General features: G+C 66.4%; 13 protein-coding genes. 2 read left to right on the forward strand and 11 right to left on the reverse strand.

All coding sequences use genetic code 11. From position 1 onward, the window contains the following. Positions 1-18: 18 nt before the first annotated feature. Positions 19-3,432, reverse strand: a complete 3,414-nt coding sequence (locus TSB10GB4_RS05635; protein WP_186394928.1) for an efflux RND transporter permease subunit — start codon at positions 3,430-3,432, stop codon at positions 19-21. 3 nt (positions 3,433-3,435) lie between these two features. Further along, positions 3,436-4,827 (reverse strand): efflux RND transporter periplasmic adaptor subunit, encoded by a 1,392-nt coding sequence (locus TSB10GB4_RS05640; protein ID WP_186394929.1) that lies wholly within the window; start codon positions 4,825-4,827, stop codon positions 3,436-3,438. A gap of 307 nt (positions 4,828-5,134) precedes the next feature. Between TSB10GB4_RS05640 and TSB10GB4_RS05645 the strand changes: the two genes are divergently transcribed. Then, positions 5,135-5,437 carry a hypothetical protein gene (locus TSB10GB4_RS05645; protein ID WP_186394930.1) on the forward strand — a complete coding sequence of 101 codons (303 nt, stop codon included), beginning with the start codon at positions 5,135-5,137 and terminating at the stop codon, positions 5,435-5,437. 9 nt (positions 5,438-5,446) lie between these two features. Here TSB10GB4_RS05645 and TSB10GB4_RS05650 read toward each other — a convergent pair whose 3' ends face one another. The 3 genes from TSB10GB4_RS05650 to TSB10GB4_RS05660 are packed head-to-tail and all read right to left on the reverse strand — an operon-like array spanning position 5,447 to position 8,575. Continuing rightward, a complete protein-coding gene (locus tag TSB10GB4_RS05650; RefSeq protein ID WP_186386855.1) occupies positions 5,447-6,436 on the reverse strand; it encodes an Hsp33 family molecular chaperone in 990 nt (329 codons plus the stop codon). Between the two features lie 7 nt (positions 6,437-6,443). Further along, on the reverse strand, positions 6,444-7,376 hold the full coding sequence (argF, locus tag TSB10GB4_RS05655; RefSeq protein WP_186386856.1) for an ornithine carbamoyltransferase: 933 nt from the start codon (positions 7,374-7,376) through the stop codon (positions 6,444-6,446). Beyond that, a complete protein-coding gene (locus tag TSB10GB4_RS05660) occupies positions 7,376-8,575 on the reverse strand; it encodes an aspartate aminotransferase family protein (RefSeq protein WP_186386857.1) in 1,200 nt (399 codons plus the stop codon). The genes argF and TSB10GB4_RS05660 overlap by 1 nt, the downstream gene beginning before the upstream one ends. A 488-nt stretch (positions 8,576-9,063) precedes the next feature. On the opposite strand from TSB10GB4_RS05660, the gene TSB10GB4_RS05665 reads away from it, so the two are divergent. After that, positions 9,064-9,606, forward strand: a complete 543-nt coding sequence (locus TSB10GB4_RS05665) for a GcrA family cell cycle regulator (protein ID WP_186386858.1) — start codon at positions 9,064-9,066, stop codon at positions 9,604-9,606. A gap of 157 nt (positions 9,607-9,763) precedes the next feature. On the opposite strand, the gene phoB is transcribed toward TSB10GB4_RS05665, so the two are convergent. From phoB to TSB10GB4_RS05695, 6 genes are all read right to left on the reverse strand, one after another. Then, positions 9,764-10,462, reverse strand: a complete 699-nt coding sequence (phoB, locus tag TSB10GB4_RS05670; RefSeq protein WP_186386859.1) for a phosphate regulon transcriptional regulator PhoB — start codon at positions 10,460-10,462, stop codon at positions 9,764-9,766. Between the two features lie 133 nt (positions 10,463-10,595). Beyond that, a complete protein-coding gene (gene phoU, locus TSB10GB4_RS05675) occupies positions 10,596-11,306 on the reverse strand; it encodes a phosphate signaling complex protein PhoU (protein ID WP_186386860.1) in 711 nt (236 codons plus the stop codon). 92 nt (positions 11,307-11,398) lie between these two features. Continuing rightward, a complete protein-coding gene (gene pstB / locus TSB10GB4_RS05680) occupies positions 11,399-12,196 on the reverse strand; it encodes a phosphate ABC transporter ATP-binding protein PstB (protein ID WP_186394931.1) in 798 nt (265 codons plus the stop codon). Between the two features lie 16 nt (positions 12,197-12,212). After that, positions 12,213-13,565, reverse strand: a complete 1,353-nt coding sequence (gene pstA / locus TSB10GB4_RS05685) for a phosphate ABC transporter permease PstA (protein ID WP_186394932.1) — start codon at positions 13,563-13,565, stop codon at positions 12,213-12,215. Then, positions 13,562-15,031: a phosphate ABC transporter permease subunit PstC gene (pstC, locus tag TSB10GB4_RS05690; protein WP_186394933.1), complete on the reverse strand. Its 1,470-nt coding sequence runs from the start codon at positions 15,029-15,031 to the stop codon at positions 13,562-13,564. Before pstC ends, pstA begins: the two co-directional genes overlap by 4 nt. An 83-nt stretch (positions 15,032-15,114) precedes the next feature. Continuing rightward, positions 15,115-16,146, reverse strand: coding sequence for a substrate-binding domain-containing protein (locus TSB10GB4_RS05695; RefSeq protein WP_186394934.1), 1,032 nt, complete (start codon positions 16,144-16,146; stop codon positions 15,115-15,117). Positions 16,147-16,196 lie beyond the last annotated feature (50 nt).

The raw sequence follows: 16,196 nt of genomic DNA on the forward strand, positions 1-16,196 counted from the left end.
GCTTGAAAATGCGGCCGCCTATTCCGCCGGCACCTGCGCCGGCGGGCCGGAGCGGCCGGTGTCGCCACCGCCATCGCGATGCGGGTCGCGCTGCACGCTGACCATCCGCCGCAAATCGTCGCCGATACCGATCAGCGCCGGCACCAGCACCAGCACGAGAAGCGTGGCGGTGGCCAGGCCGAAGACGATGGTGATGGTCATCGGCATTAGGAAACGGGCCTGCAGGCTGGTCTCGAACAGCAGCGGCGCGAGGCCGCCGATCGTCGTCAGCGAGGTCAGCAGCACCGCGCGCAGACGGTCCTGGGCGGAGGCGACCGCCGCCTCGGCGATGCTGCGTCCATCCTTGATATGATCCTCGAACCGGTCGACCAGGATGATCGAGTTGTTGACCAGGATGCCCGACAGGCCGAGCAGACCGACGAAGCTGAGGATGGTCAGGTCGTAGCCCATCAGGTAGTGGCCCGAGACCGCCCCGACGACGCCGAAGGGGATGATCGACATCACCGCCAGCGGCTTGAAATAGCTGGCGAAGATCGCGGCCAGGATCAGATAGATCATCGACAGGGCGGCGACCATGCCGAGTTGCAGGTCGGAGAAGGCGGCGCGACGCTCCTCCTCGCGGCCGGAATAGCGGTATCCGACACCGTGCTTGCCGGCGAGTTCCTGCATCTTGCCGGTCTCAAGGTCGCGGACGATCTCGATGTTGGAGGTGACATCCGCATCGACATCGGCCGAGACGGAGACGGTGACGCGCCCGTCGCGGCGCTGGATCACCGAGAAGCTCTCGCGCTCGTCCAGCGTCACCACCTCGCTCAAGGGCACGAACTCGCCGCTCGGAGCCCGCAGCGACAGCTCGCGCAGGGCACCGCCGCCAAGCGCCACCTCCTGCATGACGCGGATGGTGATCTCCTCCTCGCCACGGGCAAAGCGCCGCGGGATCGAGCCTTCGAGGGCCGAGCGGATCTGGCGGGCTGCATTCTCCACGGTGAAGCCGAGCGCCTTGCCGCGCGGGCTGAGTTCGATCACCAGTTCGGGCTTGCCATAGGGCAGGTCATCGGCGACGCCATCGACACCAGGATAGGAGGTGAGCAGTTCCTGCAGCTCCAGCGAGGCTTCCTTCAGCGCCCGCGTGTCGTCGCCGACGAGACGGATGTCGAGATCGCGCCCGGGAGGGCCGCCGCGCCGTTCGAAGACGGCGACACGCTTGGTGCCGGCGATCTCGGGAATGGCACGCCGCCAGGCCTGGACGATCTCCGGGGTGCGGATCGTCCGCTGCTCGGAGGTGGTGAGCTGCACGTCGATGCTGGCGACATTGTTGCCGCGGCTGTTGCCGGACTGGCCGAGCGTTGCATAGGAGGCGACGACCAGCGTCTCGCCATTGTCGGCCGTCAGCCGTGTCTCGGCCTCGCGCAGGGCGCCATCGATGCGCAGCAAGGCCTTTTCCGCATCCTCGACGGAAATGCCGGCGACGAAATCGATGGTGGCGCGGATGTTTTCCGCCTCGGGCGAGGGGAAGAAGCGGAAGCCGACATGGTTGCCGCGCATCAGGCCGGCGGTCAGCAGCAGCATCGCCACGGCAATGGCGACGGTGACATAGCGCCAGCCATAGGCCGAGCGCACGAACGCACGGAACGGCACGTCGCGGAACCAGCCGAAGCCCGCGTCGAAATTGCGCCGAAACCAGCCGGGCTGCTCGTCGAAGGTCCGCTGCTTGCGCGCCCGGCGCATCAGCAGCAGCAGGAATTCCAGCGCCGAGGCCACCAGGAACAGCGCCACCAGCACGGCCACATCGAAGACGATCTCACTGAGCGCCTCGCGGCCGCCACGGGCCGGAACGGCGAGCCAGTCGAGCCAGACCGGCACGGTGATGTCCTCGCGCCCGGCAAGGCCGATGACGAACAGGCCCGGCACGCCGGCCAGCAGCACCACCCGCCACCAGTTCCATGACGGCGGGCGTGCCAGCGAATGGGCAAGATGCCCCGGCAGGACGAAGAAGCACTCGATGATGCTGGCGGCGATCACCGCAACGACGACCAGCGGCAGCACGCCCATGAGCTGGCCGATCGTGTCGCCCATCAAGGTGATCGGCATGAACGCGGCGATGGTGGTGGTCGAGGCGGCGATGATCGGCCAGAGCATGCGCCCGGCGCCCTCCTCCGCCGCCAGATAGGGGCTGTCGCCCATGGCGATGCGGGTGGCGGTGTGCTCGCCGACGACGATGGCGTCGTCGACGATGATGCCGAGCGTCATGATCAGCGCGAACAGCGAGAACATGTTGATGGTCTGCCCGGACATCCACATGAAGCCGAGCGTTGCCATCATCGCGACCGGAATACCGGCCGCCACCCACAGGGCGATGCGGCCGTTGAGGAACGCGAACAGCACGATCACCACGACGAAAAGGCCGGAGATGCCGTTCTGCACCAGGATCATGATGCGGTCGGTGAGCGCCTCGGCGCGGACCTCGTACTTGACCAGTTCCAGCGAGGCGGGAAGCTGCGGCGCGATCTCGGCCAGGTAGCGGTCGAGAATGGCGTTGACCTTCAACTGGTCGGCGCGGGCCGAGCGCTCGACATTGATCTCCACCGCGCGCATGCCGTCGGAATAGCCGATGACCTGGGTGCGGTCATAGCCGCGCGACACCTCGCCGACATCGCGGAGCTGGGTCTTCTCGCCGGTCGGGAAGGACTTGACGACGATGCGGCTGATCGCCTCCGGCGAGGTGGTGTCGGCGACCGCCCTCACCTGCCGCTCGACCCCGCCCTGCAGGTCGCCGGACGGAAGGTCCCGGGTGTTAGCGGCCACGCGCTCGGAAATGTCGGCAAGCGTCATGTCGAGGCGGCGCAGCTCGCGCTCCGGCACCTTGATCACATATTCGGTGTCGCGAAAGCCGTTGAAGGAGACCTTGTCGATGCCGCGGTCGATCAGATCGTCGCGGATCTGGCGGGCGAAGGCCTTCAGCGCCTCCTCGCTGAACGGCCCGCGCAGCGCGACGCGGGCGACCCGGTCGAACCAGTTGGACAGGGAAATGACCGGCCGCTCAGCATCCTCGGGAAGCGTGGTGACGCCGGCGACCGCCTGCTCGATGTCCGACATCGCCTTCTGCATGTCGGCGCCCTTGAGGAATTCGAGGCGGATCGTTCCCGAACCTTCGCGGGCGTAGGAGATCATCTCATCGACATTGTCGAGGAAACGCAGTTCCGGCTCGATGGCCTGGAGGATGTTCTTCTCCACGTCCTCGGCGCTGGCCCCCGGCCAGGAGACGGAGACTGAGATGCGGTCGATGACGATCTGCGGGAAGAACTCGGCGTTCAGCCGGGCAAGGCCGAAGGCGCCGAACAGGATCATCAGCACCATGACCAGGTTGGCGGCATTGGGATGGCGCAGGAAATGGCCGATGATGCCGCGCGGAACGAAGCCGGTATCACGCATGGCTCAGCCGCCCCTGTTGGCGCCGCGCTGGCGCGGTTCGGAAACGAGAAGCCCCTCGCCCGCCTTGTCCAGCCGGGTCGAGACAAGTCGGTCTCCGGTGGCAAGCTCGCCCGACACGATCACATGCGTGCCGTCGAAGGCCAGCAGGCGCACGTCGCGGCGGCGGGTGCGGTTGTCGGCATCGACCACGAAGACATGGTCGGTGCCGTAGATGGCTCCTTCCGGTATGCGCGCCGAGGCCGGATAGGTGCGGTCGGCAAGGCGCAGTTCGACGAAGGCGCCGGGCCGCAGCGCCGGCTGCCCCTCCTCCACCTCGACGCTGGCATAGACATCGATGCCGCCGCGCGCCAGCGCCACCTCGGCGCCGACCCGGCGGATCTCGCCGCGATAGGCGACCGGCTCGCCGCCGATATACCACAGCACCTCGACGGGACGGCCGACGACGGTGCCGCTGTCGGCCAGGATGCGGCCATACTGATTATCGGAGAGAGTGAAGCGAACCTCCAGCGCGTCGCGCGCATAAAGGGTCGCGACCACGTCGTTGACGCCGACGAGCCGGCCGATCGCGGCATTCTCGGAGCGCACCACGGCGTCGAAGGGTGCCTTCAGCACGGTGTCGGCAAGGTGTTTCTCGGCCTGCGACAGGCGCCATTGCAGGCGCTCGATGGCGGCCTGCTGCTGCTCGACGCGGGCCTTCTCGACATCGAGCGCATAGCGGCGCTGCTCGAGCGCCTGGCCGCGCTGGGACACCAGCAGGCGGCGCTCGTCGACGGCGCGCTCGGTGACGGCGCCCGAGCCCATCAACTGCTCGGCCCGCTGCAGGTCACGCTCGGCGAACTCGAGCTGCTCGCGGGCGCGCTCGACATTGCCTTCCTCGGTGGAAACGCGGCCCCGCGCCTCGACAAGGGCGGCGCGGGCCTCGGCAAGATTGGCGCGCGCCTCGGTGACCGCGCCCTGGTACTGGAAGGGATCGACGGCGACAAGGTCCTCGCCGGCGGAAATGATGGCGCCGGCCTCCAGCGCCGGGTTGACGCGGACGATCTCGCCCGCCACCAGGGCGCGCAATTCGGCGGTGCGTGCCGCCGTCACCTCGCCATAGAGGGAGAGCATCGGCGCGTGGTCACGCACCTCCACCGGCATGGTCTGGACGATATAGGAGGTCTCCCGGGCCGGGCGCACCGGCACCGGGTCCTTGGCGAGGATCAGCCGGTTCATGCCGACATAGGCGGCCAGAAGGATCGCCAGCGCGATGGCCGCCTGCAACGCAAGCTTGACGGCCAGGATGCCGGTGCGGCGGGCCGAGCGGGGGCGGTCTGCCGGGCGCTCGAACGCCACCTCGCCCCTGGGAGTGCGGTTCGCCTCGTCGACCGATTTCAGCATGACACTCTTTTCCACTCGAATGCTCTCTTGCGCGCGTCCTCATGCCCTATAGGCATTCCGGCGCGGACTGGATTGCTTCGCGGACGCAAATACCGCAGGTGCGAACTATTCTAGCGGCGCAACGCGCTTGCAAGATGAAGAGTGTATCAAATTGTGCCCAGGGCGACTCCTGCCACAGACGGCGACAGGAGAGCGCGATTTTCGCTCCGTTTCCGCCAACGACGGCAGGCCGGCTTGATGTACGTCAACACCCGCCCGTTCGAGGTGTGCCACGCTGATCCCGCAATCTTAAGGGGATCTGCAGCAGGGAGTTCAGCCAGTCATGACGTCCCAGCCCGAAAACGAACCCGGCAACCCGGACACAAGCACGCCGCCCGTGATCACTGATACATCCGTACCGGAAGTCGCGCTCGGCTGGATGAATCCGGTCGGTCCCGATCCCATCCTTTACCCGGATCCGCCGCCTCCTCCCCCGCCGCCACCGGCGAGCGGCACACCCGACATCGGTTCCGGCACGCCCGATATCGGATCCGGCACGCCGGACGTGGGGTCGGGCACGCCCGATGTCGGCTCCGGTACTGGCGATCTGGCGTCGGGCACTCAGACCGTGCCCAAGGACGACTGACGCGAGAGCTCAGAACTCGCCGGGGCTGTAGTCGTAGCGGGTGTTGCAGAAGCGGCAGGTCACCTCGATGCGACCGCCGACGGTCATGTCGTCGCGCTCCTCCAGGGTGAATCCCTTGAGCATGGCCCGGATGCGTTCGTCGGAGCAGCGGCAGCGGTCGGCGAGCGGCTGCGGCGCGAAGACGCGCACACCGCGCTCGTGGAACAGGCGGAACAGCAGCCGCTCGGCGGTCATATCCGGATCGCCGAGTTCGTCGTCGCGCAGGGTCTCGACCAGGGCGCGGGCCTCGCGCCAGGCGTCGTCTTCCTCGAACTCGTGTTCCATCGCGCCCTCCGGCGCATCGCCCGGCGGCAGGTCGGCCTGGCGCATGCGCTCCGGCGCCTCGGGCAGGAACTGGGCCAGCACGCCGCCGGCCAGCCAGGAGTGGCGGGGCTTGTCGCCGGCCCGGCGGTCGAGAACCTCGCCGACGGCAAGGCGCACCACGGTCGGGATCTGCTCCGACTGGGCGAAGTAGCGATGCGCCACCTCCTCCAGCGTGATGCCGTCCAGCGCGACGATGCCCTGATAGCGATTCATCGCGGCGCCCTGATCGACCGTCATGGCGAGATGGCCATGGCCGAGCAGCGAGGGCGTGTCGGTGCGCCCGGCCGCCTCCGCCGCCGCCACCGCCTCCGCGTCGAACTGGGCGCAGGCGCGCAAGCCGTCCGGCGTCTGGAAATCGACGACCAGCATGGAAACCGGGCCATCGGTGGTGGTCTGCAGGGTGAAGCGGCCGTCGAACTTCAGCGAGGTGCCAAGCAGGGCGACGAGCGTCGCCGCCTCGCCGAGCAGGCGCGAGACCGATGCCGGATAGGCATGGCGCTCCAGGATGCGGTCCAGCACCGGGCCGAGCATCACGGCGCGGCCGCGCACGTCCAGCGGCTCCACAGCGAAGGGAAGCACGGCGTCGCGCCCGGCCGGGGTGACGCCCAGCCGTTCCAGTTCGTCCTGAACGCTCATGTCGGTCCTATGCGTTCTGCAGGGCCCCAAGACACCAGGCGAGGATGCCCTTTTGTGCATGGAGCCGGTTTTCCGCCTCGTCGAAGACGACGGACTGCGGGCCGTCCATCACCTGCGACGTCACCTCCTCGCCGCGATGGGCAGGCAGGCAATGCATGAAAATGGCGTCCCGGTCGGCTTCCGCCATCAGACGCTCGTTGACCTGGTAGGGGCGCAGCAGATTGTGGCGATCGCCGTCGTCGTCGCCCATGGAGACCCAGCAGTCGGTGACGACGCAGTCGACACCCTTCACCGCCTCGAACGGATCGTCGGTGATGCGGATCTCTGCTCCCGCCTTGCGGGCGGCGGCGATGAGGTCGGCCGGCGGCGCCAGCTCCGACGGGGTGGCGATGTTGAGGGCGAAGTCGAGCTTCGTCGCCGCATGCACCCAGGAGGCCAGAACGTTGTTGCTGTCGCCGGTCCAGGCGACGCTGCGCCCGGCGATCTTGCCCTTCTTCTCCTCGAAGGTCAGCACGTCCGCCATGATCTGGCAGGGATGGGTGCGCTTGGTCAGGCCGTTGATCACCGGGACGGTGGCGTATTCGGCGAGTTCCGTCAGCGCATCATGGTCAAGGATGCGGATCATGATGGCGTCGACATAGCGCGACAGCACGCGCGCGGTGTCGGCGATAGTCTCGCCGCGGCCGAGCTGCATCTCTGCGCCGGTGAGCATCAACGTCTCGCCGCCAAGCTCGCGCATGCCGACATCGAAGGAGATGCGGGTGCGGGTCGAGGGCTGCTCGAACACCATGGCCAGCACGCGGCCGGCGAGCGGCCCGCCGCCGGACACACGCACGGGACCGCGCGCCTGCTTGATGCGGCGGCTGCCGTCGAGGATGAAGCGCAGCTCGCTGGCGTCGACGTCGGTGAGGTCGAGGAAGTGGCGCGGCTGGATGGTCATCACTCTGCCGCTCCCCGTTCGAGCCCGGCTTCCATGGCGCCGGCGGCCCGGTCGATGCGGGCCACGGCCTCCTCGATCTCCGCCTCGGTGATGGTCAGCGGCGGCATGATGCGCAGGACATTGTCGCCCGCGCCCACGGCCAGAACGCCGGCCTCGCGGAAATGCGACAGCAGCTCGGTATTGGTAACCCGGCACTTGAGGCCGAGCATGAGGCCCTTGCCACGGATCTCCTCGAAGATCGCCGGATGGCCGTCGACAACGGCAGCCAGCTTCTGCTTCAGCAGCAGGCCCTTCTTCTGCACGCTCTCAAGGAAGCCGTCGGCCAGCACCACGTCGAGCACCGCATTGCCCACGGCCATGGCCAGCGGATTGCCGCCATAGGTGGTGCCGTGGGTGCCCGGCTTCATGCCGGAGGCCGCTTCCTCGGTCGCAAGGCAGGCGCCGAGCGGGAACCCGCCGCCGATGCCCTTGGCAACCGCCATGATGTCCGGCGTGATGCCGGCCCATTCATGGGCAAAGAGCTTGCCGGTACGCCCGACGCCGGTCTGCACCTCGTCGAGGATCAGCAGGATGCCGTGCTCGTCGCACAGGCGGCGCATCTCGCGCAGGTACTCGGTCGGCACGGGACGTACGCCGCCCTCGCCCTGGATCGGTTCGATCAACAGGCCGGCGGTGGTGTCGCCGATGGCGGCGAGCAGCGCCTCATGGTCGCCGAACGGCACCTGGATGAAGCCCGGCGCCTTGGGGCCGAAGCCTTCCAGATACTTCTCCTGGCCGCCGGCGGCGATGGTCGCCAGCGTGCGGCCATGGAAGGCGCCCTCGAAGGTGATGATGTCGATCCGCTCCGGCTCGCCCTTCGCATAGAAGTAGCGCCGCGCCGTCTTGATCGCGCATTCCAGCGCCTCGGCGCCGGAATTGGTGCAGAACACGCGGTCGGCGAAGGTCGCCTGCGTCAGCTTGCGCGCGAACGTCTCCTGGCCCTCGATGGCATAGACGTTGGACACGTGCCAGAGCTTGTCGGCCTGGTCCTTCAATGCCTTGACGAGACCGGGATGGGAATGGCCGAGCGAGTTGACGGCAATGCCGGCGGCGCAATCGAGAAAGCGTCGGCCATCGGAAGTCTCCAGCCACACACCCTCGCCACGCACGAACTCCAGGTTCGCGCGGCTGTAGGTCTGATAGAGAGATGAGCCTTCCATGTCCTTCCTGCTCCCATTGACCGGTCCCATCGACCGGCGAGATGCCTTGGCGGGCGAACCCGCCCCGAGCCCCGCGCGATGCCTTGCGAACCGCTGCCCTCCCGCTGCCGCAAAGGGCTGCGAAGGATGCGGACGGCGCTCCCGAAAGCAATTATGCCGCCCACGAGAGGCGGCACGGCGAGGAAGCCCCGTTATACACCGCGCGGACGCGGAAAAGTCAACGGAATTGGCGGGCGGCATGCGCACCCGCAACGCGGCCGAAAGCGGCCTTTTCTGGGGAAAACCGGATCAATCCCCAGGTGAATCGCCCCCTCACCTTGAACCGGAAAGCCGGCATATTGTAGCTTCCCAGTCAAGAAATACGACATCTCGTGTATCCGACTCACAATAGCCTCAAAATCCGGCGATGAGCGGGGCGCCCCTTACGGTGTGCCGATAACCTTTTATTAACCAGATGTCGGGGCCCGATCCAACACGGAGTTGAGCGCATGTCCTGGACAAGCGAACGCGTCGACCTTCTCAAGAAGCTCTGGACCGATGGACTGAGCGCCAGCCAGATCGCAGCGGAGCTCGGCGGCGTCACCCGCAATGCGGTGATCGGCAAGGTGCATCGCCTCGGCCTGTCAGGCCGCGCCAAGGCGCCGGCGGCCGCCCAGAAGGCGCGCAGCAAGCCGGCCCGGAGCGGCGCCGAGGAGGCGGCCGCGTCGGCGGCGCAGCAGCAGGGCGGCGGCGCCCCGTCCGCACCGCAGACCATCGGCGCCACCGCGCTGAAGATCGAGGCCGCGCCGGTGGCCGCCCCCGCGCCGGAAGCCAAGCCCGTCGCCGAACTGGTGCCGATCGCCAAGCGGGCAACGATCCTGACGCTGACCGAGCGGACCTGCAAATGGCCGATCGGCGACCCCACCAAGGAAGACTTCTACTTCTGCGGCCACCCGTCGAACCCGGGCGTGCCCTACTGCCCCTATCACTGCCGCATCGCCTATCAGCCGGCGAGCGATCGCCGCCGCGACCGCAACGTCGCCAACGGCTGAGGCAGCGTCCCCCTCCAGGGGGCGGCTCTGACGAGAAAGGCCCGCCAGCGGTTTCCGCGGCGGGCCTTTTCGCGTCTGCATCGGTGGAGCGTCCGCGACGGGGATCGCCGGAGCGCCGTGCCAGGCACTCCGGCTCCTTCCATATCGGTGGCCCGCCTCAGGAGGCGACGGCGAACTGGTCGTTGAAGGCGTAGCCGGCACCACGCACGGTGCGGATCGGGTCCTGCACCTTGCCGCGATTGATCGCCTTGCGCAGGCGGCCGACATGGACGTCGACCGTCCGCTCGTCGACATAGACATCGTGGCCCCAGACCCCGTCGAGCAGTTGTTCGCGCGAGAAGACGCGGCCGGGCGAGGTCATCAGGAATTCAAGCAGTCGGAACTCGGTCGGGCCGAGATGAACCTCGCGGCCGGAGCGGCGCACCCGGTGGGTCTCGCGGTCGAGTTCCAGATCACCGGCGCGCAGCAGCGAGGACACGACCTCGGGCTTTGCCCGGCGCAGCATGGCGCGCACCCGCGCCATCAGCTCGGGGATCGAGAACGGCTTGACCACATAGTCGTCGGCGCCGGTGGCAAGGCCCCGGATGCGCTCCTGCTCCTCGCCGCGGGCGGTGAGCATGATCACCGGCAGGCGCTCGGTCTCGGCGCGCGAGCGCAGACGGCGGCACAGTTCGATGCCGGACAGGCCCGGCAACATCCAGTCGAGAAGCAGCAGGTCCGGCTGGCTTTCGCGCAGCAGCAGGTCGGCCTCGTCGCCGCGCATGCAGGTCTCGACCGTGTAGCCCTCGGCCTCGAGATTGTAGCGCAGCATCATGATGAGAGGCTCTTCGTCCTCCACTATCAGGACCTTCGGCATGATGTTTACCCTTGTCCTATCGACCCGGCCGGAAGGCCTTGGTGCGGCTTTTCACTCGCACCGCCTTGCCGGCTTTCGTTGTCAGCAGCAGCGGGCGATCCGATCGCCCGCGCAAGTCTCGACCGCAGCCGCGTCAGGGCACGATGTCGGTTTCGACGCCGGTCTCGTCGACCTTCTGGCGCTCGTCGGTCGGCAGAACGCCAGTCGACATGTAGATGACGTTCTCGGCGATGTTGGTGGCGTGATCGCCGATCCGCTCGATGTTCTTGGCGCAGAACAGCAGATGGGCGCAGACCGAAATCTGGCGCGGATCCTCCATCATATAGGTGAGGAGTTCGCGGAAGATCGAGGTGTAGAGCGCGTCGACCTCGTCGTCACGGTCGCGCACCGCGGCCGCCGCCTCGCTGTCGCGGCTGGCATAGGCATCCAGCACGTCCTTCAACTGCGCCTGGGCCAGTTCGGTCATGTGCTCGACGCCGAGGGCGAACTTCTTGGAATCGAAGGTCCCCTCGATGGCGATGACGCGCTTGGCGATGTTCTTGGCAAGATCGCCAACGCGCTCCAGGTCGTTGGAGATGCGCATCGCCGAGATGACGTCGCGCAGGTCGCTGGCCACCGGCTGGCGGCGGGCGATGATCAGGATCGCCTGCTCCTCGATCTCGAACTGCAGGACGTCGACCCGCTTGTCCTGGCCGATGACCCGGCGGGCGAGGTCCTTGTCCATGCGCACCAGCGCCGACACGGCATCGCTCAGCATGACCTCGGCAAGGCCACCCATCTCCGACACCCGGCCGGCGATCTCCTTCAGTTCCTCGTCGAAGGAGGATACGGTATGTTCACTCATGTCTCGTCTCCATCCGGGGGCGGCGGTCGCCCCTTCCGGCGGGGTGCGCCGCAAAGGACGCAACCTCCCGCCCGTTCTCGACCAGATCCAGATTAGCCGAAGCGGCCGGTGATGTAGTCCTGGGTGCGCTTGTCCCTGGGATTTGTGAAGATGTCCTTCGTCGCCCCTTCCTCGACGAGATTGCCGAGGTGAAAGAAGGCCGTGCGCTGCGACACGCGGGCGGCCTGCTGCATGGAGTGGGTGACGATGACGATCGTGTAGTTCTCGCGCAACTCGTCGATCAGTTCCTCCACCTTGGCGGTGGCAATGGGATCGAGCGCCGAACAGGGCTCGTCCATCAGGATGACCTCGGGACTGACCGCGATGGCGCGGGCGATGCACAGACGCTGCTGCTGGCCGCCGGACAGGCCGGTGCCCGGCTCGTCGAGGCGGTCCTTGACCTCGTTCCACAGGCCGGCCTTTTGCAGGCTTGACGCAACGATCTCCTCCAGCGCCGCCTTGTTGCGCGCAAGTCCGTGGATGCGCGGCCCATAGGCGATGTTGTCGAAGATCGACTTGGGGAACGGATTCGGCTTCTGGAACACCATGCCGACCTTGGCGCGCAACTGCACCGGATCGACCTTGGGGTCATAGATGTTCTCGCCGTCGATCAGGATCTGCCCCTCGACGCGGCAAATGTCGATCGTGTCGTTCATCCGGTTGAGACAGCGCAGGAAGGTCGACTTGCCGCAGCCCGATGGGCCGATGAAGGCGGTAACGGTCTTTTCCTCGATGCGGATGCTGACATCCTTGATGGCGTGGGTATCGCCATAGAAGACCTGGACCTTCTCTGCTTCGATCTTGGCGTCATTCATGGCGGCGACTTTCTCGGGATTGGTCATTTGGTTCATGGCTTGGAGAGCCCCCTTACCAGCGGCGCTCGAAACGACGGCGCAGGATGATCGCGACGATGTTCATGGTCATCAGAAAGAACAGAAGGACGATAATTCCGCCCCATGCCCGCTCGTAGAAGGCCGGGTCCGCGCGTTTGGCCCACTCGTAGATCTGCGCCGGCATTGCCGAATTGGGATCCAGGAAGCCGGAGGCGATACCACTCGGATAGTTGGAGGCGATGAACCCGACCATGCCAATGAGCAGCAGCGGCGCGGTTTCGCCCAGTGCCTGGGCAAGGCCGATGATCGTGCCGGTCAAGATGCCGGGCATCGCCAGCGGCAGGACGTGGTGAAACACCGACTGCATCTTCGAGGCGCCGACGCCGAGTGCCGCATCGCGGATCGACGGCGGCACCGCTTTCAGCGAAGCGCGGGTCGAGATGATGATGGTCGGCAGGGTCATCAACGTCAGCACCAGGCCGCCGACGATAGGAGCGGACTGCGGCAGATGGGCAAACTGGATGAAGGCCGCAAGGCCGAGAATGCCGAAGACGATGGATGGCACCGCCGCCAGGTTGGAAATGTTGACTTCGATCAGGTCGGTCAAGCGGTTCTTGGGAGCGAACTCCTCAAGGTAGATCGACGCGGCCACGCCGATCGGCAGCGACAGGAACAGCACCACCAGCATCATGTAGAGCGAGCCGAGCATGGACACACCGATGCCCGCCTGCTCCGGCCGGGAGTCGGAAGCATCGGACCCAGTGATGAAGTCCACGTTGAAGCGCTTCTCAACGATGCCCTTGGTCTGCATTTCATCGACCAAGTCGAGATGGGCAGCGTCGAGGTTCCGGTCGTTGACCAGCGCCTCACGGGTGACGCGGCCCTTCAGGTAACCGTCGACGCGGGACGAGGCCAGCAGATCGAATGTTACTGTCTGGCCGATCCTGCCAGGATTGGCGAGGACGAAGCTGCGGATCTGGGCGGCGGCGCCGGACGAAAGCATCTTGCGCAGATCGGCAGGGCGCATGTCGGTGGCGATGCCCGCCCGATCGAGTTCGGCGACGAGCGCCGTATCGATCATCGCGTTGTACCCGGACGTCTTGACGACCGAGGCCTCGGCCTTTTCCACCGCCTCGCGGTCCAGCGTCACCGGAACGGAGATGAAGGTCTGATTGAACGCGGTCAGGCCGTTGCTGAAGATCGCGTAGAGCAGCGCCACAAGGAAGAACAGGCCGATCAGAATGGCAAGGACGCCATAGACCTTAAACCGGCTCTCGGCTGCATTGCGGCGGCGGGTCAGGGCATCCGTCTTGAGCAGCGAGGTTTTCCGGCGGACAGCCTGCCCGGTCTCCTTGCCCGCGGGATAGGTCGTGGCCGTCTCGGTCATTCGTACTGCTCCCGGTATTTGCGCACGATGTAGAGCGCGAAGATGTTCAGCCCCAGCGTGACCACGAAGAGGGTCATGCCGAGCGAGAAGGCGACCAGCGCCTCGGGCGAGGCGAAGTCGGCGTCGCCGGTGAGCTGGCTGACGATCTTGGCGGTGACGGTGGTCATCGCCTCGAAGGGATTGAGGCTGAGCTTGGCAGCGGCGCCGGCGCCGAGCACCACGATCATGGTCTCGCCGATCGCCCGCGAGGCCGCCAGCAGGATGGCACCGACGATACCCGGCAGGGCCGCTGGCAGAATGACCTGCTTGACCGTCTCCGAATGGGTGGCGCCGAGGCCGAGAGAGCCATCGCGCAGGGCCTGCGGTACGGCGTTGATGATGTCATCCGACAACGAACTGACGAAGGGAATGAGCATGATGCCCATGACCAGTCCGGCGGTGATGACCGCCGTGCCGCCGGCCATCCAGTTGACACCGAACAGACCGCCGTTGCCGAACAAGCTGACCAGCAGCGGGCCGACGGTGAGAAGTGCGAACAGACCGTAGACGATGGTCGGAATGCCGGCGAGCACTTCGAGCATCGGCTTGGCCACCGAGCGCACCGCCGGGCTGGCATATTCGGACAGATAGACCGCGGCGAACAGGCCGATCGGCACCGACACTATCAGCGCGATCAGCGAGATGTAGAGGGTCGCCCAGAGCAGCGGCACGATGCCGAGCTGAGAGCCCCCGCCAAAGCTCGGACTCCACGTCAGGCCGAAGAAGAAGTCGGCCGCCGGATAGAGGCGGAAAAACTCGAAGGTGTTGAACACCAGCGACAACGCGATGCCGAGCGTCGTCAGGATCGCGATGGAGGCGGCGGCAATGAGAATCCAACGCACCACCCGCTCCACCGAGTTGCGGGCCCGGAAGTCCTTGCCGGAGCGGCTCCACGCGAAGGCAGCCCCAAGAACGGCGACGCCAATCACGACGAGAGCTCGACCCAGATCGCCAATCGCGGACAGCGCGCGGTAGCGCTGCGCGGCGCGCAAGATCTCGGAGGTGACCCCGGAGCCGAGAGCGACGCCGACCCGGCCGAGACGCTCACGCACGTCGGTGAACTCTGTGCGGATCGAGTCGGCCTGCTCGGCGGAGAGCGCTCCGGCGGCAACGGCGGTATCGAGACCGCGGGCGACACGGCGCACGTCGCTCATCACCAGGTCCAGCGAACTCCTGCCGCTCGTTTCCTGGGAGATCATCGACGACACCTGGCCGTTGATGACCATAGGCTGGATGGCGAGCCACAGAACGAGAACCAGGAACGACGGGATTGTCGCGGCCAGCGCGACGTTCCATCCGTAGTAGCCCGGCAGGGAATGCAGCAGGCGGATATCGCCGCCAGCGCTGGCCATTGCACGGACACGCCCCAGGACGAAACCGGCCGCGGCAAGGGCGAATATCACAAGAGCAATCAGCGGCAAGGACATGAGACTGAAATCCGGACCTCGGGGAAGAAAAAAGGGGCGGCACAGCCGTTACTGCTCGCCGCCCCTTGCTATTTCCGACCGGCTCAGTGCGTGAGCGTGGTCTCGGCAGCAACCGCTTCCTGGACCTTGGCCAACTCCGGATCGGAGACCAGGCCATACTGGGCCAGCGGGCCGTCCGGACCAGCCAGTTCGTCGGAGACGAAGAACTGGGCGAATTCCTTCAGGCCAGGAACCACGCCGATGTGGGCCTTCTTGACGTAGAAGAACAGCGGACGGGACACCGGGTATTCGCCGGACGCGATGGTCTCGGTCGACGGGGTCACGCCCGACATGGTCGCGACCTTGAGCTTGTCGGTGTTGTTCTCGTAGAAGGCGAGACCGAACACGCCGATGCCGGCCTTGTTGGCATCGAGACGGGCAAGCGTCTCGGTGTAGTCGCCGTCGATGTCGACCGAACGGCCGTCGGTGCGCAGCACCAGGCACTTCTTGGCGGCATCCTTCTTGTCCATGCCGCCATCGACCATGGCCTTCAGCGCGCCGCTGTCCTCGCAGCCGTGCATCATGACCTTCTCTTCGAACACTTCACGGGTGCCGTGCTTGGTGCCCGGAACGAAGGCCTGGATCTCCTGGTTCGGCAGCGCGTCGTTCACCTGGCTCCAGGTGGTCGCGGTGTTCGGAACCAGCTTGCCGTCCACGACGACCTCGGCGGCGAGCGCCTTGTACCAGTCGACCGGGGTGAAGACGAAGTCAGCGCCGTTGATGTCGGAAGCAAAGACGATGCCGTCGTAGCCGATACGAACCTCGATGATGTCGGTCACGCCGGCCTCGGCGCAGGCCTTGACCTCGCCTTCACGGATCGGGCGCGACGAGTTGGCGATGTCGATCGTGTTTTCGCCGACACCGTCGCAGAACTTCTTGAGACCGGCAGACGAACCACCCGACTCAACCACCGGGGTCGGGAAATCAGTGTTCTCGCCAAACGCCTCGGCAACGATCGAGGAGTAGGGAAGAACCGTTGAGGAGCCGGCGATCTGGATCTGGTCGCGAGCGATGGCGGCGCCAGTGAAGGCGACCGAAGCGACCGCGGTCGCGCTGAGAAGAGCTTTGATGTTCACCTGACCTCTCCCTGGATTTCAGGATTTCTCACGTTACCTCGCAGACTTAT

Source organism: Stappia sp. TSB10GB4, from assembly GCF_900185745.1.
Lineage (GTDB): Bacteria > Pseudomonadota > Alphaproteobacteria > Rhizobiales > Stappiaceae > Stappia.